General features: G+C 65.0%; 26 protein-coding genes. 13 read left to right on the plus strand and 13 right to left on the minus strand.

Annotation, left to right across the window (positions count from 1 at the left end; all coding sequences use genetic code 11):
• Positions 1-72 precede the first annotated feature (72 nt).
• Positions 73-738, minus strand: coding sequence for a tetratricopeptide repeat protein (locus ACE3TY_RS11360; RefSeq protein ID WP_374653147.1), 666 nt, complete (start codon positions 736-738; stop codon positions 73-75).
• A 209-nt stretch (positions 739-947) separates the two neighbouring features.
• Between ACE3TY_RS11360 and ACE3TY_RS11365 the strand changes: the two genes are divergently transcribed.
• From ACE3TY_RS11365 to ACE3TY_RS11380, 4 genes are all read left to right on the plus strand, one after another.
• Positions 948-1,331 carry a hypothetical protein gene (locus ACE3TY_RS11365; protein ID WP_374653148.1) on the plus strand — a complete coding sequence of 128 codons (384 nt, stop codon included), beginning with the start codon at positions 948-950 and terminating at the stop codon, positions 1,329-1,331.
• Positions 1,332-1,435: 104 nt separating this feature from the next.
• A complete protein-coding gene (locus ACE3TY_RS11370) occupies positions 1,436-1,771 on the plus strand; it encodes a DUF2794 domain-containing protein (RefSeq protein ID WP_374653149.1) in 336 nt (111 codons plus the stop codon).
• Positions 1,772-1,982: 211 nt separating this feature from the next.
• Positions 1,983-2,534, plus strand: coding sequence for a GcrA family cell cycle regulator (locus ACE3TY_RS11375; RefSeq protein ID WP_374653150.1), 552 nt, complete (start codon positions 1,983-1,985; stop codon positions 2,532-2,534).
• 403 nt (positions 2,535-2,937) lie between these two features.
• Positions 2,938-4,434, plus strand: a complete 1,497-nt coding sequence (locus ACE3TY_RS11380; protein WP_374653151.1) for a calcium-binding protein — start codon at positions 2,938-2,940, stop codon at positions 4,432-4,434.
• A 53-nt stretch (positions 4,435-4,487) separates the two neighbouring features.
• Here the strand turns inward: ACE3TY_RS11380 and ACE3TY_RS11385 are convergent, their stop codons facing one another.
• The gene (locus tag ACE3TY_RS11385) at positions 4,488-5,561 is read right to left on the minus strand and encodes a glycosyltransferase (protein ID WP_374653152.1); all 1,074 of its coding nucleotides are present in this window, start codon (positions 5,559-5,561) and stop codon (positions 4,488-4,490) included.
• 288 nt (positions 5,562-5,849) lie between these two features.
• Between ACE3TY_RS11385 and ACE3TY_RS11390 the strand changes: the two genes are divergently transcribed.
• Positions 5,850-6,509: a glutathione S-transferase family protein gene (locus ACE3TY_RS11390; RefSeq protein WP_374653153.1), complete on the plus strand. Its 660-nt coding sequence runs from the start codon at positions 5,850-5,852 to the stop codon at positions 6,507-6,509.
• A 3-nt stretch (positions 6,510-6,512) separates the two neighbouring features.
• On the opposite strand, the gene ACE3TY_RS11395 is transcribed toward ACE3TY_RS11390, so the two are convergent.
• Positions 6,513-6,860: an ArsC family reductase gene (locus ACE3TY_RS11395; RefSeq protein ID WP_374653154.1), complete on the minus strand. Its 348-nt coding sequence runs from the start codon at positions 6,858-6,860 to the stop codon at positions 6,513-6,515.
• Positions 6,861-6,970: 110 nt separating this feature from the next.
• On the opposite strand from ACE3TY_RS11395, the gene ACE3TY_RS11400 reads away from it, so the two are divergent.
• The 3 genes from ACE3TY_RS11400 (at position 6,971) to ACE3TY_RS11410 (ending at position 9,017) form a co-directional block, all read left to right on the plus strand.
• Positions 6,971-7,651 carry a winged helix-turn-helix transcriptional regulator gene (locus tag ACE3TY_RS11400; protein WP_374653155.1) on the plus strand — a complete coding sequence of 227 codons (681 nt, stop codon included), beginning with the start codon at positions 6,971-6,973 and terminating at the stop codon, positions 7,649-7,651.
• Positions 7,648-8,034 carry a DUF488 domain-containing protein gene (locus ACE3TY_RS11405; RefSeq protein ID WP_374653156.1) on the plus strand — a complete coding sequence of 129 codons (387 nt, stop codon included), beginning with the start codon at positions 7,648-7,650 and terminating at the stop codon, positions 8,032-8,034. The genes ACE3TY_RS11400 and ACE3TY_RS11405 overlap by 4 nt, the downstream gene beginning before the upstream one ends.
• Before the next feature lie 74 nt (positions 8,035-8,108).
• Entirely contained in the window at positions 8,109-9,017 is a 909-nt protein-coding gene (locus ACE3TY_RS11410) for a PLP-dependent cysteine synthase family protein (protein WP_374653157.1), read from the plus strand.
• 207 nt (positions 9,018-9,224) lie between these two features.
• Here ACE3TY_RS11410 and ACE3TY_RS11415 read toward each other — a convergent pair whose 3' ends face one another.
• The 3 genes from ACE3TY_RS11415 to ACE3TY_RS11425 all read right to left on the minus strand — a co-directional run bounded on the left by ACE3TY_RS11415 (position 9,225) and on the right by ACE3TY_RS11425 (position 12,023).
• On the minus strand, positions 9,225-9,563 hold the full coding sequence (locus ACE3TY_RS11415; protein WP_374653158.1) for a hypothetical protein: 339 nt from the start codon (positions 9,561-9,563) through the stop codon (positions 9,225-9,227).
• Positions 9,564-9,796: 233 nt separating this feature from the next.
• Positions 9,797-11,344, minus strand: coding sequence for a glutamine-hydrolyzing GMP synthase (guaA, locus tag ACE3TY_RS11420; RefSeq protein ID WP_374653159.1), 1,548 nt, complete (start codon positions 11,342-11,344; stop codon positions 9,797-9,799).
• Between the two features lie 88 nt (positions 11,345-11,432).
• Complete coding sequence (locus tag ACE3TY_RS11425; protein ID WP_374653160.1) at positions 11,433-12,023, minus strand: N-acetyltransferase family protein; 591 nt, start codon at positions 12,021-12,023, stop codon at positions 11,433-11,435.
• Positions 12,024-12,267: 244 nt separating this feature from the next.
• Here ACE3TY_RS11425 and ACE3TY_RS11430 point away from each other — a divergent pair, with 244 nt between their 5' ends.
• Entirely contained in the window at positions 12,268-13,521 is a 1,254-nt protein-coding gene (locus tag ACE3TY_RS11430; RefSeq protein WP_374653161.1) for a UbiH/UbiF/VisC/COQ6 family ubiquinone biosynthesis hydroxylase, read from the plus strand.
• Positions 13,522-13,599: 78 nt separating this feature from the next.
• Here the strand turns inward: ACE3TY_RS11430 and ACE3TY_RS11435 are convergent, their stop codons facing one another.
• The 3 genes from ACE3TY_RS11435 to ACE3TY_RS11445 all read right to left on the minus strand — a co-directional run bounded on the left by ACE3TY_RS11435 (position 13,600) and on the right by ACE3TY_RS11445 (position 16,180).
• Positions 13,600-14,088, minus strand: coding sequence for an NUDIX domain-containing protein (locus ACE3TY_RS11435; RefSeq protein WP_374653162.1), 489 nt, complete (start codon positions 14,086-14,088; stop codon positions 13,600-13,602).
• Between the two features lie 123 nt (positions 14,089-14,211).
• On the minus strand, positions 14,212-14,766 hold the full coding sequence (locus ACE3TY_RS11440; RefSeq protein WP_374653163.1) for an ActR/PrrA/RegA family redox response regulator transcription factor: 555 nt from the start codon (positions 14,764-14,766) through the stop codon (positions 14,212-14,214).
• Between the two features lie 13 nt (positions 14,767-14,779).
• Positions 14,780-16,180 (minus strand): ActS/PrrB/RegB family redox-sensitive histidine kinase, encoded by a 1,401-nt coding sequence (locus ACE3TY_RS11445; protein WP_374653164.1) that lies wholly within the window; start codon positions 16,178-16,180, stop codon positions 14,780-14,782.
• Between the two features lie 150 nt (positions 16,181-16,330).
• On the opposite strand from ACE3TY_RS11445, the gene ACE3TY_RS11450 reads away from it, so the two are divergent.
• Together ACE3TY_RS11450 and ACE3TY_RS11455 are read left to right on the plus strand one after the other, a co-directional pair.
• Positions 16,331-17,092 (plus strand): ABC transporter ATP-binding protein, encoded by a 762-nt coding sequence (locus ACE3TY_RS11450; protein WP_374653165.1) that lies wholly within the window; start codon positions 16,331-16,333, stop codon positions 17,090-17,092.
• 142 nt (positions 17,093-17,234) lie between these two features.
• A complete protein-coding gene (locus ACE3TY_RS11455) occupies positions 17,235-18,035 on the plus strand; it encodes an ABC transporter permease (RefSeq protein ID WP_374653166.1) in 801 nt (266 codons plus the stop codon).
• On the opposite strand, the gene ACE3TY_RS11460 is transcribed toward ACE3TY_RS11455, so the two are convergent.
• From ACE3TY_RS11460 to cobT, 3 genes are all read right to left on the minus strand, one after another.
• Positions 17,989-19,299: a sensor histidine kinase gene (locus ACE3TY_RS11460; protein WP_374653167.1), complete on the minus strand. Its 1,311-nt coding sequence runs from the start codon at positions 19,297-19,299 to the stop codon at positions 17,989-17,991. The genes ACE3TY_RS11455 and ACE3TY_RS11460 overlap by 47 nt on opposite strands.
• Positions 19,300-19,438: 139 nt before the next feature.
• A complete protein-coding gene (locus ACE3TY_RS11465; RefSeq protein WP_374653168.1) occupies positions 19,439-20,620 on the minus strand; it encodes a DNA glycosylase AlkZ-like family protein in 1,182 nt (393 codons plus the stop codon).
• Between the two features lie 54 nt (positions 20,621-20,674).
• Complete coding sequence (cobT, locus tag ACE3TY_RS11470; protein WP_374653169.1) at positions 20,675-21,700, minus strand: nicotinate-nucleotide--dimethylbenzimidazole phosphoribosyltransferase; 1,026 nt, start codon at positions 21,698-21,700, stop codon at positions 20,675-20,677.
• A gap of 98 nt (positions 21,701-21,798) precedes the next feature.
• Here cobT and cobS point away from each other — a divergent pair, with 98 nt between their 5' ends.
• The gene (gene cobS / locus ACE3TY_RS11475; RefSeq protein WP_374653170.1) at positions 21,799-22,629 is read left to right on the plus strand and encodes an adenosylcobinamide-GDP ribazoletransferase; all 831 of its coding nucleotides are present in this window, start codon (positions 21,799-21,801) and stop codon (positions 22,627-22,629) included.
• Between the two features lie 10 nt (positions 22,630-22,639).
• Entirely contained in the window at positions 22,640-23,263 is a 624-nt protein-coding gene (locus ACE3TY_RS11480) for a histidine phosphatase family protein (RefSeq protein ID WP_374653171.1), read from the plus strand.
• Between the two features lie 74 nt (positions 23,264-23,337).
• On the opposite strand, the gene ACE3TY_RS11485 is transcribed toward ACE3TY_RS11480, so the two are convergent.
• Positions 23,338-23,760 (minus strand): VOC family protein, encoded by a 423-nt coding sequence (locus tag ACE3TY_RS11485; RefSeq protein ID WP_374653172.1) that lies wholly within the window; start codon positions 23,758-23,760, stop codon positions 23,338-23,340.
• Between the last annotated feature and the right edge of the window lie 49 nt (positions 23,761-23,809).

The following is a 23,809-nucleotide window of genomic DNA, read 5'->3' on the forward strand; positions in this document are numbered from 1 at the left end:
AATCATTCTGTGCCATCGCCGTCTTACGCCTATCGGACTCATGCTTATCGGACTTACGCTTATCGGGCCCGTTCACGCACCCAGCCGGTCGAGCATGATGGCGACGCGATCGCGCAGGTTGGCCGGCGCGGTGCCAAGGCCTTGGGCCTCGTCTTTCTTCAGCGCCGTGTCCAGGCCCTGGTAGATTTCCTTGGCCTTCGCCGTGTCGCCGGTGGCATAGGCGGCAAGGCCCGTGATCTCGATGGCGGCCAAGCGGTAGGGCTGGCCCTCGGCCGAGAGCGGCTGCACCAGCGCAAGGGCTGCGTCCGCTTTGCCCAGGTCGAGCGCCACATAGCCACCCATGAGAGCGGCGGCACCCTTGAGGGGGGCGGCGAATTCGGCATCGCCCGCCATGGTGGTCAGCAATTCCAGCGCCTTGGCCTTGTCGCCGGCTTTGAGGGCGGCATGGACCAGGTCGAAGCGGGCGAGGCTGGCGAAGGGACCGCCGGCATGGATGAGCTGGCCCAGGAGTTCGGGGGCCGCCTTGGGATCCTGCGTCGTGCGCTGGAGGGCAGAAAGATAGTCGAGCCCGGCCTTTTCGCGCGCGTTGCGGTCGTAGATCTGCCAGCCGGTGGCGGCCGCCGTGCCGATGACGATGAGCGCTACCGCGCCATAGACCAGGTTCTGGTATTTCGCCCAAAGCGCCGCTGCCGTGTCTCGGCGCAGATCCTCGTCGACTTCTTCAAAAATGTCAGCCACTTAAGACCCCTGGAGCCCATCCGGGCGCAATTGTTCACCCCCAGCCTGATGGGCCGGGTTCTTGATCGGGCGCTAACATACAGGCAAGCTCGTTGCCTTGCCAACCAAGGCTTTGGCGCATCCACCGGGCGGTTTGCCGGGCGATTGGAACGGGAATTGCTTACCCGTGGGGTGGCAACGGGCCAATGCGACCAATCTGGGTGAACGAGATGGCGAAGACGAGCTGGAAGGGTGCAATTCTGCTGGCGGCGGCCATGGTCCTGCAGGGATGCAATACCACGACGATTCCCACCTGGGTTTCCGGCACAACGGCCTATGCTGCGGTCGAGGGCATATCGCTCAATCAGACTGGCAAGACGGCTTCAGACCATCTGGCATCGCTGGCCACCGGCGACGATTGCTCGATCCTGGACTATACCAAGACAGGCAAATACTGCCGGACCGCGGCCGAAATCGCCCAGGAGCAGGCGGAAAAGAACCGGCCTTATCCCGGCTATTGCTACCGCCAGCGGGCGACGGTCATCTGCTACGACACACCCGACCGCACCGCCACCGATGCGCTGGAAACCTATCCCGAAGCCCATGGCTGGTAGGGAGGGCCGATCGGCGCTTTACGGATTCGTGACTTTCGGCGACACTTAACGAAGGCATGGAGCAACCTCCGAGTCGCCTATAGTTCAGTGATCATAAGGACCGAATGGCGCAGCTCGTTCTTCTTAATGATTACCGCCGTCAGGGCCGCCGGGTCTATTTCAACCGCGACGAACTCAATCTTCTGCTTGGAATCTACAGCCGCAAGGTGGCGCATGCCGTCTGGCGCGACTATGCGATCGACCATCGCAGCAACATGGCGGTCTTCTCCGTCTACCGCCGGGCGCAGGAGCAGCCGACCTTTGCCATCACCAAGGTCCTCCTGCGGGGCGAGAAGGAGCCCAACTACATCCTTCTCTCCGGCAAGCGGCAGCTGAAATCCTCGCGGCGCCTGCCCGAGCTCATCGAGTTCCTCGACCGGCAGCTCAACCTCGTGGACTGATGTCTCACCCGATTGTGGCCCGATTGCGTGGGTGAACACCATATGTTCCGATAGAATCTGCTGTTATCCACAACATTTTGAGTTTCCCCTCTTGCCTCCCCGCATCTTGTAGGGTGAAATAATCCTCACTCAACATCTTGAGCTGGCGCCGCCTTTGTGGCTTATGGCGCCAGCAAAATCGCCAGCCAGAAACCGGTGCGGAGAAGACATCATGGAATGGACCGAACAGCGGATTGAAATGCTGCGCAAGCTCTGGGGCCAGGGCCAGACGGCAAGCCAGATCGCGACCCTGTTGGGGGGTGTCACCCGCAATGCCGTGATCGGCAAGGCGCACCGCCTGGGGCTGACCGGCCGCCCGTCGCCCATCAAGCGGGAAGGCGCCGAATCCGCCGCGCCCCGCCGCAAGCCGGCCGCCCAGCGCCGGCAGCAGCCCGCCATCGCGCCAATGCCGGCACCGCGCCATGCGGTTGCCCCGAGCGCCCACCAGAACATCCAGGCGCCGGCCAGCGTGCCAGCCGAAACCCGCTATGCGGCGCCGGCGCCGGAAATCGTCGAAACCCGCATCGAACCGCAGGTCGCTGCCGTCAAGGCACCGAGTGCGCCGCGGGTGGCGGCCGGCGCCGGGTCGAAATCCTGCTCCTGGCCGGTAGGCGACCCCAAGCAGCCCGGCTTCCATTTCTGCGGCGATGTGGCGGAACCCGGCCGGCCCTATTGCGCGCATCATTGCACCATCGCCTATCACCGCAAATCCGAAGCGGCGTAAACGGCTTTTATTCTCCCTATTAGCAGCGGCGCCGCGGCAAAGGCGCTGTTCCGGTGGGGGCCAGACTGGGGCGGTTCGGTAGCGGACCGCCCCTTTTTGCTTTGCGGCTTCCCGCTAACAGGAATTTCCGCTTATCACACTATTATGGACGCAACATAACTATCGAACGGCATCGCTCCTTGCCGTGGCGGTTCCGCGCATCTGCACGGCGGGATTAACTGATTGTTTACGATAGATTTTAAGAATATTTCCCGATAAGAACGTTCGCATCACCATAGTGTGCGCGATTTCGCGTTTACGAAATGGCCGCCGGGACTAGCGCGTCCCATGTTCCGTTTTCGAACCAGAGGCACGCGGGCACCGATGCCCGCGCCGAACCGGAAACCGAAGGAACAGATTCATTATGGCCAGTGTCGAAACCAGCATCCCGGGCAGCAATGCCATCACCCTCCCCGAGGGCGCCGGGACCATCCGCATCCAGATGGTGCCGGGTGCCACGGTCGACCTGCCGTTTGCGCCGCAGGAGCTGGCTGCAAAGCTGGGCGAAAACGGCAACCTGTCGATCCGCGTCCAGGACCAGACCGTCATTCTGCTAGGCTATGCCGAGGCCAATCAGGCGGCTCCGATTACCCTTACGACGTCCGGGCAGCCCATCGACATTGCCGAAATCCTGGCATCGACCGATCCCAGCCTCGATATCGAAACGGCGGCCGGGCCGGCGGCGGGCGCGCCGGGTGCCGGGGCGGTGGACAATAATGGCGGCCTGTTCTCGCCCTTCGCACCGGCTGCCGGCATCGGCGGCCTCGATGCCGTGGGCGGATTGCAGGCGACGGCGCTGAACTATGCGACCATCCAGCGCGCAGCGCCCCTGCTGATCGAGGAGGACGATGCCGAGGTCGTGGCGGCCGAAACCGGCCCGACCGGCGAGACGGGCGAAACCGGCGAAACCGGCGAAACCGGCAATACCGGCCCGACCGGTCCCACTGGCCCGACCGGCCCCACCGGTAACACCGGTGAAACGGGCAACACTGGCGAAACGGGCAACACTGGCGAAACCGGTCCGACCGGTCCTGACCTGGACCTGCCGGCCGGTGTCTGTGAAGGCACGTTGCCGACCGATCTTTCGGTGGTGACGGGCGGCGGCACCGGATCCGACGAGCTGCATGGCGGCGACGGCAATGACAGCATCCACGGCTACCAGCAGGGCGACCAGCTCTATGGCGGGAGCGGCGACGATGCGCTGTTCGGCGATCAGAGCGACGACACGCTCTATGGCGAGACCGGCAACGACTGGCTGGAGGGTGGCAACAATGACGACAAGCTCCTCGGCGGCACCGGTAACGACATGCTGTTCGGCGGTTTGGGTGCCGATGAGCTCCATGGTGGCGAGGGCAATGACTGCCTGTTCGGCGAAGGCGGCGCGGATGCGTTCGAAGGCGGTGCCGGCAACGACATCTTCCACGGCATCGACAATAACGATCTGCACGGCAACCAGCCGGTGATCGTCGGCGACAATGGCGATGGCTCGACCCAGGGCGACGACATCGCCATGATGAGCGGGCTGCAGAACTTCCGCGGCGACACCGCCAATAACGACGACCAGTATGTCCGCGAGATCGAAGTGCTGAACTTCGACGGCAAGCAGGCGGACAGCGCCGACGACGGCGTCGGCACGACGATCACCCTCGACGCGTCGAGCGTGCTCGACATGACGGACGATCGCAACACGCTGTTCGTCCAGGGCGACGACAAGGACCAGATCAGCATGTTGGGCGATTGGACCCAGGATGCGGCGTTGCACAATGGCGACGACGGGCGGACCTATGCGCTCTTCACCGCGGATGTCGGCGGCGAAACCGTGCATGTCTATGTCGATACCGACATCGTTATTACGCCCTGACCGTCTGGAAGAAACGGGAAAAAGAAGGCGCTCCCATCGCGGGGGCGCCTTTCTTATTTCTGGGCGAAGATCCAGCTGGAATTCTTGATCAGGCGCGCATTGTCCGGTTCGAACGCCAGCGCCTTGGTCAGCCATTCGCGCGCCAGTTCGTGCTGGCCGGCGTAATAAGCGCAGATACTGCCGATATCGTAGGGGCCGATGCCCCAGGCCTTGGCGTCGCGCGTATGGTCGCGCGGCATGACGTCGATGGCAAGCGCGCGCTGTGCCGCCCAGATGCCGCCGGCCCAATCCTTTCCGTCCATGCAGAGTTTGGCCAGATCGTGCCAGGGTTCGCGTGCATCCGGCGTCTCGGCGCAGGCTTGAAGATAGGCACCGCGCGCTTCGGCAAGGCGGCCCAGGGATTTGTGACAGCGGCCGATGAAGCGCATCGAGGCGGCCCGCTCCGCCTTCCAGGTGGCGCGCGGCAGGCCGAGATGCCGGCGCAGCTCCACGATGGCCTCTTCGTACCGGTGGCGGAACATCAGTTCGCGGCCGTAATAATGCGCCAGCCGGTCATCGTCCGGCGCCTCCGCCGCGGCCGCCGCCAGCATCGGCAGATATTGGCCGCGCGACTTGTTGTCGTCGGGCAGATGGCGGATGCGCAATTGATCGGTATAGGCGGTCTGCTCGGTGATATGCGCCGCCGGCACGATCAATTCATGAATCGGATACTTCCAGCTATAGCCGAAGCGCTGGTGGATGCGGCTGCTGTTGAAATGGCTGCGTGCCACGCCGTCGGCGCCGATATGGATTTCCAGCGGATTGCGTACCCGCGTCGTTCCCGGCTTCCAGGCCGCGAGCAAGGCTTCGCGCCAGCCCGGCTGGATGACTTCGTCCATGTCGAGCGAGACGCAGATATCCACATCTCCCGGCACCAGCGCCAGCGCGGTGTTGCGTGCATGGTCGAAGCGCCAGGGGTTGATGCTGATGCTGTGTACCTCGACGCCGGCCGCGCGCAGTTTTTCGATGGTGCCGTCGGTGGAACCGGTATCGGCCACCACACGGCAGTCCGCCGGTGCCGCGGTCTCGGCCCACCGCGCAACGAACTGCGCTTCATTGAGTGCGATGGTGTAGACGGCAATCTTCATGGGTTCGGAATTCTGTGATCGTGCTGTTCATTCAACCGGCCGCAGCTTTGCAATTCGGCGGAAAACGCGGCTTTCCAACCTCAGCGGCTCCGGGGATCAACGCGCTGCAACCGCACCAGAAGCCTACTCGTATCCGGCCCGGATCTAATACAGGGATGACGGAACAAGGCGAACGATTCTGAGTAACGTTGAAGCGCACCATGCCGACAGCCTGAATTGGACTTGTCAAAATGGCAATCTGATTGTAAATAACAACTGGTTGTAATATGAGATCAATGGAGGCTTACCATGGCCCTGTCGCTGTTTGCCCATCCCTTTTCTTCCTATTGCCAGAAGGTCCTGACCGCCCTTTATGAGAACGGGACGCCCTTCACCCTGCGGCTCCTCGCGCCAGACCAGCGCGAGACGGGGGCAGAGTTCGCGCGGGCCTGGCCGATCCAGCGCATGCCCCTGCTGCGCGACGGCGCGGCCAGCGTCATGGAATCGACCGTCATCATCGAGTATCTGGATGTGAATCATCCGGGCCCCGTGCGGTTCATTCCCGCCGACGCGTCGCTCGCGCTGCAGGTGCGGTTCCTGGACCGTGTCTTCGACAATTATGTGATGACGCCGCTGCAGCAGATCGTTTTCAACGCCCTTCGCACGGAAGAAAGCCGCGACCCCCACGGCGTCGGCGAGGCGCGCCGGCTGCTCGACAGGAGCTATCGCTGGCTCGAGACGCATCTGGGCGGGCGTATCTGGGCGGCGGGTGACAATTTTTCGCTGGCCGATTGCGCGGCGGCCCCCTCGCTCTTCTATGCCGATTGGGCTCACCCGATCGCGGACGAATTCGACACGCTGAAGGCCTATCGCGCGCGCCTGCTCAAGCGGCCGAGCTTCGCCCGCGCCGTCGACGAGGCGCGGCCCTATCGTCACTTATTCCCGCTCGGTGCTCCGGATCGGGATTAGGCGTTATTTCACCGCCGCCGCATATTCCTCGGGCCTGAAACCAATGAGGCGCTGCTTGCCGAGATCGAGCACGGGGCGCCTGATCATCGAAGGCTGCGCCATCATGAGCGCGATGGCACGGGCTTCGGTGAGGTTCACCTTCTCGGCATCGGGCAGGGCACGGAAGGTCGTGCCGGCACGGTTGAGCACCTTCTCCCAGCCGAATTCCCGGCACCAGGCGGCAAGGTGCGCCTTGTCGATGCCCACCGCCTTGTAATCGTGGAAGGCATAGGCGACGCCCTTGGCATCGAGCCAGCTGCGCGCCTTCTTCATCGTGTCGCAATTCCTGATGCCGTAGATCGTGACGCTCATCCTGAAAACCCCGCTTGCCGGACCTTCCGCATAGCCCAATCCGCCAGCCTTTGCCAGCACGGTCCGGATTCCGTACCGTATGCGCGCGTGGCCTGTGCTAGGATGCGCGCATGAGCGGATATGGCCAATTCTGCGCGATCGCACGCGCGCATGAGGTGCTGGGCGGGCGCTGGACCCTGCTCGTCGTGCGCGAACTGCTGATGGGCAGCCGGCGTTTCAACGATATCCGCCGCGGCATCCCGCGCATCTCGCGCACCATGCTGTCCGAACGGCTGCGGGAACTGGTCGAGGTGGGCGCGGTCCTGCGGTATGCAAGCGGGCGCGGTCCAGAATACGACCTGACCGAGGCGGGACGCGATCTCATGGAGCCGCTCATCGCGCTCGGCAGTTGGGGTCAGCGCTGGCTGCCGCGCAAGGCGCAGGCGGAGGATATCGATCTCGATCCGCTGCTCGTCGACATGCAGCGCCGCGTGAACTTCGCCGGCCTGCCCAAGGCGCCCCTGGTTGTGCGCTTCGAGATAGACCGGCAGCGCCCGCGCTTCCTGCTGCTCAAGCCCGGCGAAGCCGCGGCCTGCGCCGAGAATCCGGGCTTTCCGGAAGGGCTCGTCGTGCGCGGCAGGCTGGCGGCCCTCATCGGGTGGTGGCGTGGCGATACCGACTTCGCCGGGGCGCAGCGCGCCGGGCTGAAGCTCGAAGGCGCGCGCGCACTGGTGCGCGCCTTTCCCGGCTGGTTTCAACTCTACCTGCTGGCCGATATAGGCCCGGCCCGGGGGAGGGAGGGGAAGAAATGAGCATCCGCATCATCCGTCTCGGCGCGCCGCGCGCGAAGGGTGAGGGGACAAGGATCGGCACCGTGCGCCGCCCGCCGCGCGGCGTCTCCAAGGAACGTTTCGCCGCCGACGACTGGTTCGACGTCTGGTACCCGGAGCTTTCGCCCAGCCCCGATCTGGTGGCCAAGGCGCTGGGTGCCGCGACGCCCAGGGAATGGTCCGCCTTCGAGCGCGCCTTCCGCGCCGAGATGAACGCACCCGCCGCCAGGCGCACGCTCGATCTGCTCTCGGCGCTCTCGCAGCATGCCGATTTTTCGCTCGGCTGCTATTGCGCGGACGAAGCGCGCTGCCATCGCTCCATCCTGCGCGCCCTTCTTGCCGAGCGCGGCGCGAAGATCGCCTGATCCGGTCCGGATTTCGTACCGCCGAGGGCGCCGCTCCGGCGCTATAACCCGCCGGCTGCACGATGGAGGCGCTCATGAACGCGACCGGCATTCTGGATTGTATCGGCGGAACCCGCCTGCTGCCCTTGCGCAAGGTCGGCGCGCGCATATCCCTTAAACTGGAAACCGAGAATCCGACGGGCAGCATGAAGGATCGCATGGCCCTGGCCATGATCGAGGCGGCGGCGGACGGCCGCCTTCCGCCCGGCGGTGCGGTGGTCGAATATACCGGCGGCAGCACCGGCGTCTCCTTGGCCCTTGTCTGCGCGGTCAAGGGACATCCGCTCCACATCGTGACATCGGATGCCTTCGCCGCCGAGAAGCTCGCCCATATGCGCGTGCTGGGTGCCAGGCTCACGGTGCTGCCGAGCGACAGCGGCCGCATGACCGAGAAGCTCACCAGGGACATGATCGCCCGGGCCCATGCGATCGCCGATGAGACGGGCGCCTATCTCACCGACCAGATGCGGAACCGCGACCAGCTCGCCGCCTATCGCATGATGGCCGACGAGATCTGGGATGAGACCGAAGGCCGGATCGACGCCCTGGTGCAGTCGGTGGGGACGGCCGCCAGCATCAGGGGCCTCAGCGAAGGCTTGCGCCGCCGCAATCCCGAAATCGAGATCGTCGCCGTCGAGCCCGCCGAATCCGCCGTACTCTCGGGCGGCCCCACCGGCGCCCACAGGATCGACGGCATCGGCGCCGGCTATGTGGTGCCGCTGTGGCGCGACGGCATCGCGGATGCCATCGAGCGCGTCTCGACCGAGGACGCCAAGGCGATGATGCTGCGGCTGGCGCGCGAAGAGGGACTCTTCGCCGGCACCTCGACCGGCGCCAATCTCGTGGCGGCGCTGCGCACGGCGGAACGGCTGGGGCCAGATGCCCGTATCGTCACGGTGATGTGCGATACGGGCATGAAATATCTCAAGGGACTTACCGGCTGAGCAACTTATCGGATAAACACTGGGAGCTACGGGATCCGGTCAAGCAGTTTCATGAAGTCGCGACGTCGCCGGAATCGTTCCTTCCGGTAGAACGCGATCGGTGGTGAGCGACAGGAGGGCGATCCGGTCATCGCGATGATAGGCCTCACCCCGCGCGAAGCACCGGTCGCCACATCCATTTTGTGGTTCGCTTCGCCATCGCCTTCCCTAGCGTTCTCTCATCCAGTCCCGCAATCCAAGAATGATCTCCCGTTTGTCGTCAGACAGTCCAGCGAGCTGCCCTTCATCCATATGGCCGAGGCAGATGAGCCGGGCAAAGACAGAGCAGAGTCGCGAATAGCGATAATCGAACAGCTCATCTGCCTCCCTGCGTAGACGCCGCAGGTAGTTCTCAATGTCCCACACATCGGAAACCGTCACTACCGCGGCTGCCTTCGCCTTGAATTTGGTGACGATTCCCGCCAAAGCTGCCTCGATCGCAGCCTCAAAGGCTTGCCGCGCGATCTTCTTCTCGGAGCCAGACCATCTGAGTTCATGCAGGTCCATGCAGCTTCCTCCTGGCGTCCCGATAACGCATTGATCCAGAGGTGCGATATTCTAACACCGGCCGAGAACGCCGCAATCATAAGGCTGCTGGCCGCTGTCAGATCATGCCCGCCCTCGGCCGCCGCCGCGGCAATCGCCTTCTGATACAGCGCCTCCGTATCGAAGAGCAGACCGTCCATGTCGAAGACGATGGCGGCGGGAGCCAAGGGAAGGCGCAAGGGAAGCTCGCCCAATCATTCCCACTCGATCGTTCCCGGCGGCTTCGAGGTATAGTCGTAGACGACGCGGTTGATGCCTTTGACCTCGTTCACGATGCGCGTGGCGACGCGGCCCAGGAAGGCGGGTTCGAAGGGGTAGAAATCGGCCGTCATGCCGTCGGTCGAGGTGACGGCGCGCAAGCCGCAGACGAAATCGTAGGTGCGCCCGTCGCCCATGACGCCGACCGTGCGCACGGGGAGCAGCACGGCGAAGGCCTGCCAGATTTTTTCATAGAGGCCGGCCTTGTCGATCTCCTCGAGATAGATAGTATCGGCTTTCCGGAGGATGTCGCATTTCTCGCGGGAGACGGCGCCCGGAATGCGAATGGCGAGCCCCGGTCCCGGGAAGGGGTGGCGGCGGATCATCTTTTCCGGAAGACCGAGCTCGCGGCCCAGCACCCGGACCTCGTCCTTGAAGAGCTCGCGCAAGGGTTCCACCAGCTTCATGCGCATGCGTTCGGGCAGGCCCCCCACATTATGGTGGCTCTTGATGGTGACGCTGGGTCCGCCGGTGAAGGAGACGCTTTCGATCACGTCCGGGTAGAGCGTCCCTTGCGCGAGGTATTCGGCGCCGCCCAGTTTCTTCGCTTCCTCCTCGAACACTTCGATGAAGAGGCGCCCGATGGTCTTGCGCTTGGTCTCCGGGTCCGAGACGCCGTCGAGTTCCCCAAGGAACAGCGCGCTCGCGTCGCGATGCACCAGCGGGATGTTGTAATGGTCGCGGAACAGGCTCACCACCTGGTCGCCTTCGCCGGCGCGCAGCAAGCCATGGTCGACGAAGATGCAAGTGAGCTGGTCGCCGATCGCCTGATGGATCAGCACCGCCGCCACGGCTGAATCGACGCCGCCGGACAGACCGCAGATAACGCGGCCCTTACCGACCTGGGCGCGGATCTTGGCGATCTCGGCATCGCGGAAGGCGGCCATGGTCCAGTCGCTCGTGCAGCCGCAGATCTTGTGGACGAAATTGGCGAGCAGCTTCGACCCGTCCGGCGTATGCGCCACTTCCGGGTGGAACTGCACGGCATAGCGCTTGTCCTTGACGTTGGCGATGGCGGCGAAAGGGGCGCCTTCCGAGACCGCCACCACTTCAAAGCCGGCGGGGATGGCGGCGACGCGGTCGCCATGGCTCATCCACACCTGATATGATCCGCCCTTGACCCAGACGCCCTCGAACAGCGGCACGTCCTTCTGCACATGCAGTTCCGAGCGCCCGAACTCGCGATGGTCCGACCCCTCGACCTTGCCGCCCAACTGCGCGCACATCGCCTGCTCGCCATAGCAGATGCCCAGCACCGGCAGTTTCGACTCCCACACATATTGCGGCGCGCGCGGGCCGTCATCGGTGGTCACCGAATGCGGCGAGCCAGAGAGGATGATGCCCTTGGGATCGAACGCCTTGATGCGCGCCGCATCGGCGCTGAACGGGAAAATCTCGCAATAAACCCCAGCCTCGCGCAGTCGCCGCGCAATCAACTGCGTCACCTGCGAGCCGAAATCGAGAATAAGTATACGGTCGGTCATTCGGTCTCCTTAGCTTAAGCCTTTCCTGAGCGAGGGTAACCCCTTCACCCCGACCCTCTCCCCCTTAGAGGGGGCGAGGGAGTCTTCTTCAGTTCTCCACACCGACAACCCCCTCGCCCCGCACCGGCGGGGAGAGGGTTGGGGTGAGGGGTGTCTCATTCAGACCGGCCAGCGCCGTCAAATCCCGCCAGCCATAGGCAACGTCGGGCACGCCGTCGTCGATGCCTTCGGCGATGAGTTCGCCACCGATCTTTTCGTAGAACCTGCGATAGGCGTTGTCGCTATAGGCCCAGAGCATCAGCGCGTTTTTGCCGGTCGCGGCCCAATGCGCGGCGGCGGCGGCGATGAGGGCGCGGCCCAGGCCCTTGCCCTGAACCACGGCGCGGCAGTGGAGCGAATAGATTTCGCAATCGAAGCCGGTAAGGCTGCCCCGGCGGATATCGTGTTCCTTGACCGGGCCACCCAGCACGAAGCCGTCGATCTGCTCGCCGACGCTGCCGACCAGGATCAGTTTCGTCGGGTCCGCCAGCCACGCGCGCCAGAGCGGCAGGCGCCGGTCCGGCTGCATGGCGGCGAGCTGGTCCGCCGGCATGAAGGCGCCATAGGCGAGTTCCCAACCCTTGAGGTGGATCTCGGCAATCGCCGGCAGATCGGCTTCAATGGCGGAGCGGATATTCATGTGGCCTTATAGCCGCTGGACATGAGCGGCGTAAACCGGGATTGTGCGGCTCATGATGGACTTCAAGACCGGCGCCAATGCGTCAACAAGTGCAGGGACTTACCCTCCCCCTTCAGGGGGAGGGCAGGGTGGAGGCGCAAGTGAAGGCTCCCAAAATGCGCGCCAGCAGCCCCCCTCCAGCCTCTCCCCTAAAGGTCTGAGGCTCACTGCGCTTTCGTCTGCCGCCCAACACGAAACCGAAATCTTGATTGTGGGTGGCGGCCTCGTCGGCATGGCCATGGCGGCGGCCCTCGGCGGGGCCGGAATCCCGGTGACCCTGGTCGAATCGGAAAAGCTGCCGGACCTCACCAGGGCTGCGTTCGACGGCCGTTCCTCGGCCATCGCCTATGGCTCGCAGCAGGTTCTCGCCGGGATCGGCGCCTGGGATCATATCGCCCCCTTCGCCGAACCCATCCGCGATATCCGCGTCTCCGACGGCGGCTGGCAGTACAAGGCGGCCAGCCCCTTTTTCGTCCACTATCATTTTGCCGATCTCGATCCCCAATCCGTGCCGGGCGCTCATGGCGGCCAGCCGCCCTTCGGCTGGATCATCGAGAACCGGGCGGTGCGCGTGGGGCTGCTCGAGCGTCTCAAGGAAATCCCGTCGCTCCTTCACATTCCCGGCACGCGCGTAAGCGGGATCGAGTTCGCCGGCGGCAGCAACCTGGTCACGCTGGACGATGGCCGGCGCATCCGCGCGCGCCTCGTCATCGGCGCCGACGGCCGCGCTTCCGCCGTGCGGCGCATGGCGGGGATCGGCGTCAAGGAACTGGGCTACAAGCACAGCGCCATCGTCTGCACGGTGACCCACGAACTGCCGCATGAGGGCGTCGCACACGAGCATTTCCTGCCGATCGGACCCTTCGCGATGCTGCCGATGCGGGACGATGCGGAGGGCCGCCATCGTTCATCCATCGTCTGGACCGAGGATGCGCGCATCATCCCGATGCTGCTGAAGCTCTCGGATGCGGATCTGGGGGCCGAGATCGAGCGGCGCTTCGGCAAGACGCTGGGCGCCATCATGCCCACGGGGCCGCGCTTTACCTATCCGCTCAAGATGATCCTGGCCGATACCTATATCAAGGAAGGCCTGGCGCTGACCGGCGATGCCGCCCATGGCATGCATCCCATCGCGGGGCAGGGTTTCAACATGGGGGTGCGCGACGTGGCGGCACTTTCCGAAGTGCTGGTCGACGCCTGGCGCGGCGGCCTCGACCTCGGCAGCTTGCAGGTGCTGGAACGTTACGCGCGCTGGCGCCGCTTCGACAATCTCATGATGCTGGTGGTGACCGACGGGCTGACCCGGCTCTTCTCCAACGATCTGCCGCCGCTGCGGCTTGCGCGCGATCTCGGTTTCTTCCTCTTCAACAAGGCAAAGCCGCTGAAGCGGCTCGCCATGCGCCATGCGATGGGTGTGGTGGGCGACCTGCCGCGTCTGGTGCGCGGCGAAAAGCTCTGACCGCGCCTATGTTCGACCCGGCCCCGCCCAGCGCCACCTTGGCCGGGGCATGACAAGAAAGGTTTGGCGGATCGAACATCAAACCAGCTGAAAGGCGCCCGTTTCGCGGAAGCGCAGATAGGCGGCGATGCCGACCGGCGTCGAAGGCATGATTGCTTCCGGCAGCGCGTTCGGGCGGAACCAGCCGAATTCGAAGGACTCCTCCGACGTCACCGGCACGGCGCCTTGCGGCCAGTCCGCCCAGAACAGCATGACGAAGAACTGGCAGCGATGGCCGTTGGGGAAGGTGATGGTCTTCGTCCTCGGGTCGGACGCGAAGCCATAGGGTGTCACCGTCTCGACCTCGACACCCGTTTCCTCCGCCATCTCGCGGCGAATGGCGGTGGCGATATCCTCGCCCGGTTCCGGACTGCCGGCGGGAATGCCCCAGATGCCGAAATCGCTGCGCCGCTCCAGGAGGATGCTTCCGTCATCGTGGACGAAGAGGCACGAGGCGCCCGGCAGCAGCAGCAGGTCGTTACCGACCTTCTGGCGCAGCGGGAACAGATAGCTGTCGCGGAAGCTCATAACCGCGGTTCCTTCATAACGTCATGCCCGGACTTGATCCGGGCATCAGTATGCAACTGAAGGACAGAGCTCAGTCGAACCTGATTCCCGGGTCGAGCCCGGGGATGACGGTAGAAAATGCAATTACGCGCGCGGGGCGTATTTGGCGAGGATGCGCTGCAGGGTGCGCCGATGCATGCGCAGGCGCCGCGCGGTTTCCGAGACGTTGCGGTCGCATTGCTCGTAGACGCGCTGGATATGTTCCCAGCGCACGCGGTCGGCGGTCATCGGCTGTTCCGGCGGCGGCGGCAGGGCGTCGCGATGCTCCAGCAGCGCCGCTTCGACCTGGTCGGCATCGGCGGGCTTGGGCAGGTAATCGATGGCGCCCGATTTGATCGCGGCCACGGCGGTGGCGATATTGCCATAGCCGGTCAGGATGACCACACGGCAATCGGGCCGGCTCTTCTTGATTTCCGGCACGACGTCGAGGCCGCTGCCGTCGGCCAGCCGCAGATCGACCACGGCATAACGCGGCGGATGCGACCGGGCGGCAGCAATCCCCGCATCGACGCTCTCCGCCTGGGTCACCTGGAAGCCGCGCTTCTCCAGTGCCAGGGAAAGACGCTGCCGATAGGGCGCATCGTCGTCGATGATCAGCAGGGTCTTCTCGCCCGCCATGGTTTCCGGCTTGTCGTTCATGTCACCTCGCTCTTCACTCTCTTGACGCTTCGTGGGCAAGCGCGCTGCGTGGCCAGACCACTTTTACCTCGGCACCGCCGAAATCGTTATTGCCGAACTGGACGTTGCCGCCCGACCGTTCCAGCAGATTCTGGGCAATGAAGATGCCCAGCCCCATATGGTCGCCCTTGCGCCGGTCCGCCGCCCGGCCGCCGCCGCTGCCGACCCGGCCGACCAGCTTGCCCCCACCATAACGCCGCATCGCCGCGGAAATATAGGGGTCGCCGAGCCGGGCGAGAAGGTCGGGCGGAAATCCAACCCCATCGTCCGTGATGGTGATGCTGAGTTCCGCGCGCGACCAGGCGACGACCACCTGCACCTCTTCCTTGGCGAATTCGATGGCATTCTGCAGCAGATTCCCGAGGCCGTGCATGATTTCCGGCCGGCGCGGCATGAGAGGCGGGTCCTGTTCGCCGCCCTCGCTCCGCGCCTCGATGCGCAGGGCGACCGACGGGCGCAGGAAGGGCTCTGCCGCCAGCTCCACCAGCAAGGGGGCGGCCAGCACATGGAAATGATCGTGCGAGGATTGCTCGGGCCGGGCCGCGATCTCGGCCAGGATGTGCCGGCAGCGATCCGCCTGGCTCAGCAACAGCTCGGCATCCGCGCGGTAGGGCGACTCGGCCGGAAGCTCGTTGGTCAGTTCCTTGGCGATGAGGGAAATGGTGCCCAGCGGCGAGCCCAGTTCGTGCGCCGCGGCAGCGGCCAGCGCGCCGACGGAGGAAATGCGCTGTTCGCGGTCGAGAGCCGACTGCACCGCCATCAGCGCATCGGTCACCCGGCGCGATTCCTCGGCCACCTTGAAGACATAGACCGAGATGAAAACCACGGCGAGGCCCAGGGCGATGGTCAGGCCGAAGACGAAAATCGGCGGCAGATCGAAGCTCGAACCTGGCCAGGGCAGCGGCAGATGGAACAAAGCGAGGATGTTGATGCAGGTGATGGCGAGTGCCGTGAGACCCAGCGTCGAGCGGAAGCTGAGGGCCGCAGCCGAGACCGTCACCGGCGCCAGGAGCAGCAGCGAGAAGGGGTTATGAAGCCCCCCGGTGAGCGCCAGCAGCACCGAAAGCTGCACCATGTCGAAGGCGAAATAGAGCGCCGATTCGCGGTCGTTGAGGCGGGCATTGGCCTTGCGCCGGATCTGCGGCACCAGGGTGGCCGCGGCCAGCGCCGCCACCGCGGTCACCGCCAGCAGCAGCGGGATCGGATAGCCCAGAACGAAATCGACGAAAAGGAGCGAGGCCGCCTGGCCGGTCACCGCGACCCAGCGGATGGCCAGAAGCGTGCGCAGCCGGACCCGGCCGCGAGCCGGGCGGCGGCTTGCCCGCCGGCGGGCAGCTTCCGTCTCGGATATGGGGGGTGAAGTAACCTCACTCATGACAGGGTATATTCGTGATGGGGCATCAATGGCAGGTCGGCCAGGAGTCGCAATCGGCCGATTTTACACCAACATGTTGAATCGGCTATCAAGGGGCTGGAAGTCATGCCTATTTCTTTAATTGAGAATAATTCCGAACCGACCCGTATCATGGATTCCAGCTGCATCATTGACGTGGATCAGCTTGCCAAGGATTTCGGCGCCTTGCGGGCCGTGGACGGGCTCGATTTCACGGTGGCGGCCGGCCATACCGTGGCGCTGCTGGGCGGCAACGGGGCCGGGAAGACGACGACCATCTCCATGCTGCTGGGCCTGCTGATGCCCAGTGCCGGGCGCATTGCGCTGTTCGGCATCGACATCGCCCGCCATCGCCACCGGGTACTGGGGCGGATGAATTTCTCCTCACCCTATGTCGACCTGCCGCATCGTCTCTCGGCGCGCGAAAATCTCACCATCTTCGCCAAGCTCTACGGCATCAAGGATGTCGCGGGCCGGATTGGGGAAATCGCCAAGGCGCTGGACCTCGAAGCCCTGCTCGACCGCCGCACCGGATCGCTCTCGGCCGGACAGAAGACGCGCGTGGCCCTGGGCAAGGCGCTGCTCAATCGTCCCGAATTGCTGCTGCTCGACGAACCGACCGCCTCGCTCGATCCCGACACGGCCGACTGGGTGCGTCATTACCTCGAGACCTATCAGCGCGAGCACGGTGCCGCCATCCTGCTGGCCTCGCACAATATGGGCGAGGTCGAGCGCCTGGCCGACGAGGTGCTGATGCTCCGGAAGGGCAAGATCGTCGATCGGGGCACGCCGGACGACCTCATCTATCGCTTCGGCCGCCAGAATCTCGAAGAAGTGTTCCTCGACATCGCCCGCGACCGGCGCGTGGGTGACGCGCCGAAGCTGGAGGCGTGATGAGCCCTGTCGGAGGTAACTCGGTTCAGTCCCTCCCCCTTCAGGGGGAAGTTAGATGGGGGCCTGGGCGATGGCTCTTGCAGAATATTTCCAGCACCGCCCCCCTCCCGACCTCCCCCCTGAAGGGGGGAGGAGGAGAAGCATGACCGCCCTCTCGCTCGCCCGTGTCGGCGCCATGTGCCAGCGGCATTTCTATGTGCTGCGCCGTTCCTGGCCGCGCCTCGTCGAGATGGCTTACTGGCCAACCATGCAGATGGTGATCTGGGGTTTCCTGTCGCAGTTCCTGGCCACCAACAGCTCCTATATCGCCGGCGCCTTCGGCGTGCTCATTTCCGGTGTCATGCTGTGGGACGTGCTGTTTCGCGGCCAGCTCGGCTTCTCGCTTTCCTTCATCGAGGAATTGTGGTCGCGCAACCTGGCCAATCTCTATTGCTCGCCGCTGACGCCGCTGGAACATATTCTCTCGCTGGTCGCCATGTCCTTCGTGCGGGCCGTCATCGGCGTCGTGCCGGCGATGCTGCTGGCCATCCCGTTCTACGATTTCTCCATCTTCACGCTGGGCGTGCCGCTGCTGGCCTTCTTCTTCAACCTGCTCTTCATGGGTTGCGCGCTGGGCCTCATGGTCACGGCCATGATCCTGCGTTACGGCCTCGCCGCCGAGAACATGGCCTGGTTCCTGGTCTTTTTCCTGGCGCCCTTCTCCTGCGCCTATTATCCGGTGACGGTGCTGCCCGGCTGGGCGCGGGCCCTGGCGCTTGCCTTGCCCTCGACCCATGTCTTCGAGGGCATGCGCGCGGTCCTGTTCCACGACACATTCCTGTGGGGTCACTTCCTGGCGGCGGTCGGGCTCAACGCGCTGCTCTGCCTGGTCGGCATCGCGCTCTATCTTTTCTGCTTCAGCAAGGCGCGCAAGCTGGGCCTGCTGCTGCAGGTTGGGGAATAGCGGGCTGGGTCAGGGCCTGCGGCGGCAGCGTCATGATGGCGGTCGTGCCGAGTCCGGGGGCCGATTCAAGATGCAGCGTGCCGCCATGCAGCGCCATGATCTGGCGCGAAAGGGGCAGGCCCAGCCCCGTCCCCTCATTCTTGCGGTTGAGATGGTTCTCCACCTGGACGAACGGCTCGAAGACGCGTTCCAGATCCTCCGGCGCGATACCGAGGCCCTGATCGACCACTTCGATCACCGGCGAACCGGCAAGGTCGCAATGCGCGCGCAAGCTGACGATCTCGCCGCCCGCCGAGAACTTGATCGCGTTCGAGAGCAGGTTGATCACCACCTGCCGCAGGCGCCGTTCGTCGGCCATGACCGTGAGCGCGGACATCGCCTCCAGCTCCAGCCGGACATTGCGCGCCGCCGCCTGGCCGCGCGTGACGCCCAGCGCCGACTGCAGCATCTCGTCGAGCTGGAACTCGTGCGCGTTCAGCGTGAGCGCACCCGCCTCCAGCTTGGAATAGTCGAGGATGTCGTTGATGAGGCCCAGCAGGTGCTTGCCGCTCTGGCGGATGTCGCCGATGTAATCGGGCAGCTGTGGCGCATCGCGCCCGGCACCGGGCAGGCCCAGCAGCAGTTCCGAAAAGCCGATGATGGCGTTCAAGGGGGTCCGTAATTCATGGCTCATGGTGGCGAGGAAGCGCGCGCGCGAACTGGCCGCGAATTCGGCTGCGTGGCGCGCCTCGTCGAGCTGCTCCAGGCGCCGGTGCGCCTGCTCGACGGTCAGTTCCAGCAGTTTCGCCATCGTGCCGATGCCGCTGAAGCGGCCATCCCTGGTCACCAGGAACCCCGACTGAATGGCATCGGGATAGCTCGCGGTGATGAGGCGCTTGATCTCGTCGAGCGGCGTCTCCTCATCGACCACCAGCGGCTGGCGGTTCATCAGCGGCAGGACCGGGCGCTTGAAATAAACGTCGAACCATAGCGGCTGGGCGAAGACGGAAAGCAGCCGGTCGCGCTCGACCGCCCCGTAGACGATTCCGGTTTCGTCGGCAACGGCAAGGAGAGGCAAGGCGGTGTTGCTGCGGAAGAGTTCCAGCACCTTGGCGCCCGTTGTCTCCGGGCGGATGACGGGGGCGTCCGAGGCGAGCTGGCGCGCCATCAGCGTGAAGGCACGAACCTTTGTCGCCGCTTCGCTTGCCGCAATCTCCGCGGGGCGCAGCTCAGCTTCGCTCCGTTCTTGCGGCTCCGGCTTCATGTCCACCTTCGTCTGCAACATGGCCGTTTTTGTGCCATGCGGCTCATGACAGCGGGATGACAGCCGCAGGAAGGAATCACATCATGGTCTGTGTTCGGATCAATTCCGTCAACTCGAACGGATTTCTCGCCGCGATTCCCTGCCCAGGACGGGCAGGGGGTCAAGCATCGATCTTTCCCGTCAGGCCGCTGCGCAGCGCCCTGCTCAAGCCGCGATTGCCGGTGACCCGCATGCAGCCGGCGATGCGGGCGAAACGGTGGATGGCGGCGCGCAAGCTCTCGAGCGGAACCTCGCTGTGGAGATCGAGGCCGGTGATGCGCCAATCGGCCTCCTCCTTTTTGCCGTCGACCAGCCCCACGGCGCGGTCGCGGTAGAGCAGCGGCATGGCGAAGTAGAAGCGGCGCTGGGCCTCCGGCGTATAGGCCTCGAACTTGTAGGTGAAGCCGAACAGTTCGGTGAAGCGGCGCCGGCTGAACATCAGATTGTCGAGCGGCGGCACCAGGCGGACGGTCTCGTCCTGCGGCCTGGCCTCGGCCTTGAACCGGTCGAGATCGGATTTCAGCGCCAGGAAACGATGCTGCGTCTCGCCTTCCAATGTCTCGATCCAGTCGATCTGGTGATGGTCGAGTGCCTCCTCGATCAGCTTGCGTGCCACCGGCAACCCGCCGCCGCGCCAGGTGCCCATATGATGCGAGACGCGCTCGGCCAGCTGCTGCGGCGTCGCCAGCTTCAGCACCTCCAGCGCGGATTGCACGAAGAAGGCCTTGTGCCGCGCCCGATAATCCTCGACCGGCGCCAGCAATTCGGGCGCCACGCGTTCGGTCAGGTCGAACAGGCGGTGGAAATTCTTGTTGCGCCCGCTGATCTGCACCTGGCCGGTGTGATAGAGATATTCCAGTGCCCGCGTCGTCGCCTTGATGGTGTTGAAACCGCCGACCACGCGCTCGGATTCAAGATCTGCAGGCGAGACGGGCCCGTTCTCCTCGATATGCTGCTTCACCTTGCGCATCAGCGGGCGCATTTCCTTCAAGCGGGCCTGATTGACCGCCTTGGCGAAATCCTTGAGGAAGAAGGGCACCCAGTCGCGCCTGGTGGCAAAGAGCGGATAATGCGTCTCCAGCATCTGCCGGTCGCGGTAATAGACATCGTAGAGGTCGGAAATCGGCGCGTCGGTGCGCGTCGCCCAGGCGATCTCGTGATTTCTGAGGCCCGTCGAGCGGATGCTGTCGATCTGCATCATGCCGAGGCCCACGGCGCGCCCGGCGGCTTCGGCACGCGGCCAAAAGGGACCGCGCAGGCCCAGCCGGTCGAGCAGAAAAGCGCGGGCGAGGTCTTGGGACATGCTGCTCCGCTATTCTCCAATAACGCCACGCCCCGGGGACGACGAGGGAGTCCACTATCCCTTGTCGCTCACCCCGGCTTCGGCGAAGGTCGCCATGCCGCTGTGGCAGAGGGCCGCCGCGCGCAGAATCGGAATGCACAGGGCAGCGCCGGAAGCCTCGCCCAAGCGCATGCCGAAATCAAGCAGCGGCTTTTTCGCAATTTTTTCCAAAAGCCGCTTGTGGCCGGGCTCGGCCGAGCAATGCGCGACGACGCAATGATCGAGCGCATGGGGATCGAGCTTCAGGAGTGCCGAGGCGGCGGCCGTGGTCGCAAAACCGTCGAGGATCACCGGCACGCGGGCGATGCGCGCGGCGATGACCGCGCCGGCGATGGCCGCCAGTTCATGGCCGCCGAGATTGGCAAGGATCGCCAGCGGATCGTCGAAGCTCGCTTTGTGTCTGGCAAGGCCCAGATCGATCACTTCCGCCTTGCGGGCGAGCTGCGCCCCATGGACGCCGGTGCCGGGCCCGGCCCAATCCGTGCCGGTGCCGCCGAACAAGGCGGCGGCGATCGCCGATGCCGCGGTCGTGTTGGCGATGCCCATTTCACCCACGCAGAGGAGGTCGATGCCGGGCTCGACCGACATCATGCCGTAAGCCATGGCGCGGGCGGCATCCACTTCGCCCAGCGCCGGCCCTTGCGTGAAATCCCGCGTCGGCTGGTCGAGCGACATTTCATAGACGCGCAGATCGGCGTCGGCATTCCTGCAGAGCTGGTTCACCGCGGCGCCGCCATGGGTGAAGTTCAGCACCATCTGCCGCGTGACTTCCGCCGGGAAGGCCGAGACGCCAAGGGCGGCGACGCCGTGATTGCCGGCGAAGACGGCGACGCGCGGGTGATTGATGGCGGGCGGCGCCTTGCCTTGCCAGGTCGCCAGCCAGGCGGCCAGCTCTTCGAGGCGCCCCAGGGCACCAGCGGGCTTGGTCAATTGCCCTTCGCGCGCCTGGGCTTCCTGGGCGGCGGCGAGATCGGGCCCGGGAAATTCCGACACAATGCGCCGCATTTCGGCAAAACTGGCGATCGACTGATGGTCTAGCATGTCCTGTAACTCCAATATCGCCCGTCCTATATCCGGGGCGCGGTTCCTGATACAACGGTAACGGCCCCACCACCAGCGGCAGCGAAACCGAAGAAGCCATGAGCGAAGCCAACCAGCCATTTCCGCAGGAGGACCCTGCGGCCAGCCCACGGCCCGGTCCGCACGAGGGACACGCGGCGACCTCGCTCCTGGCCGCTTGGCGGCGCGATGTCTGGCTGGTGCTCGGCTTTTTCACGCGGCTGCCCATCCCGGCCACGGCCGGCAATCTGGGCGATGCGGCCCGCGCCTTTCCTTTCGCGGGCCTGGTGGTCGGGCTGATCGGTGCCCTGGTTTATTTTGTGGCGATGGAGATCGGCCTCTCTGGCCTGCTCGCGGCATTGCTTGCCGTGGCCGCGACCGCGATCGTGACGGGGGCACTCCATGAAGATGGCTGGGCCGATGTCTGCGATGCTCTGGGCGCCCGCGGCGGCGTCGAAAAGCGCCTGGAGATCCTGCGCGACAGCCGGCTGGGCTCCTATGGCGGCCTCGCCCTCATCTTTTCGACCTCGATCAAGGTCGCGGCGATCGCCAATCTGGGTGCTCCGGAGCTGGTGGCCGGCGCCCTCATCGCCGCCCACGCGCTGGGCCGCGGCGTTTTGCCGCTGGTGATGGCGCGCATGCCGCTGGCCAGAGCCAACGGCCTGGCGGTGGATGCCGGGCGCCCCAGCCTCGCCGCCGCCAACTGGTCGCTGACCGTGGCGCTGGTCATCAGCGTCATCGCCGTGGCGCCGATCGCGGCCCTGGTGGCGCTGGTGGCGGCGCTGGCTGCCACTTGGGCGGTCGCCAAGCTGGCGCAGAAGAAGTTCGGCGGCTATACCGGCGACGTGCTGGGCGCCATCGAGCAGGTGGCGGAGATGGCGATCCTCGTCAATCTGGTGACCCTGGCGTAAGCGAAGTCGAATGGATCATACCGAAACCCGACTCTGGCTGGTGCGCCACGCACCCGTCATCGGCGCCCTCGGCCGCATCTACGGCCAGGACGATCTCGAAGCCGATTGCAGCGACGAAGCGGCCTTCCAGGCGCTGGCCGGCTTCCTGCCGGTCTCGCCCATCTGGGTGGCGACGCAATTGAAGCGCACGCACCAGACGCTCGCCGCCGTGCATAGGGGACGGGGGCTCGATCCCATCCCGCCGCAGATCGAACAGGATCTGGCCGAGCAGCATTTCGGCGATTGGCAGGGTCTCACCTATGCCGAACTCGATGCCAGCCGCGACGGTGCCTATCATCGCTTCTGGCATGCGCCCGCGACCGAGCGGCCGCCGCGTGGCGAAAGCTTCGCCGATGTCGTGGCGCGGGTGGAAAAGGCGCTGCTGCGCCTGACGCTGGCGCATGCGGGGCAGGATATCGTGGTGGTCGCCCATGGCGGCTCGATCCGCGCGGCCCTCGCCGCGGCCCTCGATATCGAGCCTGAACGCGCGCTGGGCTTCTCGGTCGACAATCTTTCGGTGACGCGCCTCGATCACATCGAAGGCCAGAGCTTCGGCGCCGCCTGGCGCGTCGCGTTCGTGAACAGAAGGCTGTGAGTCGGGCTCATAGGACGTTGTCATGCCCCGGCCAAGCCGGGGCATGACAGGTTAGCAATGGGCTGCGCCGTCCCTCACGCCACCGCGAAGACCTGTGCCGGATCCTCGAAGGATTTGAACTCCAGCGCGTTGCCGCTGGGGTCGCGGAAGAACATGGTGGCCTGCTCCCCGACCTCGCCCTTGAAGCGCACATGCGGTTCGATGATGAAGTCGATACCGGCGGCCTTCAGCTTGTCGGCCAGGCGGTGCCAGTCGCCCCAGGGCAGTATGGCGCCGAAATGGCGCACCGGCACATTATCGCCGTCGACCTGGTTGGTGCCGGCGATGGACGTCTCTTCCGGCTTGAGATGCGCCGAAATCTGATGGCCGAAGAAATCGAAATCGATCCATTTGAGGTCGCGCCGGCCGATCCTGCAGCCCAGGAGGTCGGCATAGAAGGCTTCGGTGGCGGCCATGTCATGGACCGGGAAAGCTAGGTGAAACAATGGGATGGACATTTTCGCGCAACTCCAGAAGTCCCGGATCCGGAAATCCCGGGCGCCATGC

It is taken from the genome of Dongia sp. (assembly GCF_041918875.1).
Taxonomy (GTDB): domain Bacteria; phylum Pseudomonadota; class Alphaproteobacteria; order Dongiales; family Dongiaceae; genus Dongia.

What these genes read in the sequence shown, in the direction of transcription:
- ACE3TY_RS11455 (WP_374653166.1), top strand. Translation starts at nt 17,235, where the DNA reads ATGACCGCCCTCTCGCTCGCCCGTGTCGGCGCCATGTGCCAGCGGCAT.
- cobS (WP_374653170.1), top strand. Translation starts at nt 21,799, where the DNA reads ATGAGCGAAGCCAACCAGCCATTTCCGCAGGAGGACCCTGCGGCCAGC.
- ACE3TY_RS11485 (WP_374653172.1), bottom strand. Translation starts at nt 23,760, where the DNA reads ATGTCCATCCCATTGTTTCACCTAGCTTTCCCGGTCCATGACATGGCC.
- ACE3TY_RS11415 (WP_374653158.1), bottom strand. Translation starts at nt 9,563, where the DNA reads ATGGACCTGCATGAACTCAGATGGTCTGGCTCCGAGAAGAAGATCGCG.
- ACE3TY_RS11365 (WP_374653148.1), top strand. Translation starts at nt 948, where the DNA reads ATGGCGAAGACGAGCTGGAAGGGTGCAATTCTGCTGGCGGCGGCCATG.
- ACE3TY_RS11445 (WP_374653164.1), bottom strand. Translation starts at nt 16,180, where the DNA reads ATGAGTGAGGTTACTTCACCCCCCATATCCGAGACGGAAGCTGCCCGC.
- ACE3TY_RS11385 (WP_374653152.1), bottom strand. Translation starts at nt 5,561, where the DNA reads ATGAAGATTGCCGTCTACACCATCGCACTCAATGAAGCGCAGTTCGTT.
- ACE3TY_RS11390 (WP_374653153.1), top strand. Translation starts at nt 5,850, where the DNA reads ATGGCCCTGTCGCTGTTTGCCCATCCCTTTTCTTCCTATTGCCAGAAG.
- ACE3TY_RS11405 (WP_374653156.1), top strand. Translation starts at nt 7,648, where the DNA reads ATGAGCATCCGCATCATCCGTCTCGGCGCGCCGCGCGCGAAGGGTGAG.
- ACE3TY_RS11370 (WP_374653149.1), top strand. Translation starts at nt 1,436, where the DNA reads ATGGCGCAGCTCGTTCTTCTTAATGATTACCGCCGTCAGGGCCGCCGG.
- guaA (WP_374653159.1), bottom strand. Translation starts at nt 11,344, where the DNA reads ATGACCGACCGTATACTTATTCTCGATTTCGGCTCGCAGGTGACGCAG.
- ACE3TY_RS11435 (WP_374653162.1), bottom strand. Translation starts at nt 14,088, where the DNA reads ATGAGCTTCCGCGACAGCTATCTGTTCCCGCTGCGCCAGAAGGTCGGT.
- cobT (WP_374653169.1), bottom strand. Translation starts at nt 21,700, where the DNA reads ATGCTAGACCATCAGTCGATCGCCAGTTTTGCCGAAATGCGGCGCATT.
- ACE3TY_RS11480 (WP_374653171.1), top strand. Translation starts at nt 22,640, where the DNA reads ATGGATCATACCGAAACCCGACTCTGGCTGGTGCGCCACGCACCCGTC.
- ACE3TY_RS11450 (WP_374653165.1), top strand. Translation starts at nt 16,331, where the DNA reads ATGGATTCCAGCTGCATCATTGACGTGGATCAGCTTGCCAAGGATTTC.
- ACE3TY_RS11410 (WP_374653157.1), top strand. Translation starts at nt 8,109, where the DNA reads ATGAACGCGACCGGCATTCTGGATTGTATCGGCGGAACCCGCCTGCTG.
- ACE3TY_RS11395 (WP_374653154.1), bottom strand. Translation starts at nt 6,860, where the DNA reads ATGAGCGTCACGATCTACGGCATCAGGAATTGCGACACGATGAAGAAG.
- ACE3TY_RS11465 (WP_374653168.1), bottom strand. Translation starts at nt 20,620, where the DNA reads ATGTCCCAAGACCTCGCCCGCGCTTTTCTGCTCGACCGGCTGGGCCTG.
- ACE3TY_RS11460 (WP_374653167.1), bottom strand. Translation starts at nt 19,299, where the DNA reads ATGTTGCAGACGAAGGTGGACATGAAGCCGGAGCCGCAAGAACGGAGC.
- ACE3TY_RS11425 (WP_374653160.1), bottom strand. Translation starts at nt 12,023, where the DNA reads ATGAATATCCGCTCCGCCATTGAAGCCGATCTGCCGGCGATTGCCGAG.
- ACE3TY_RS11375 (WP_374653150.1), top strand. Translation starts at nt 1,983, where the DNA reads ATGGAATGGACCGAACAGCGGATTGAAATGCTGCGCAAGCTCTGGGGC.
- ACE3TY_RS11440 (WP_374653163.1), bottom strand. Translation starts at nt 14,766, where the DNA reads ATGAACGACAAGCCGGAAACCATGGCGGGCGAGAAGACCCTGCTGATC.
- ACE3TY_RS11400 (WP_374653155.1), top strand. Translation starts at nt 6,971, where the DNA reads ATGAGCGGATATGGCCAATTCTGCGCGATCGCACGCGCGCATGAGGTG.
- ACE3TY_RS11380 (WP_374653151.1), top strand. Translation starts at nt 2,938, where the DNA reads ATGGCCAGTGTCGAAACCAGCATCCCGGGCAGCAATGCCATCACCCTC.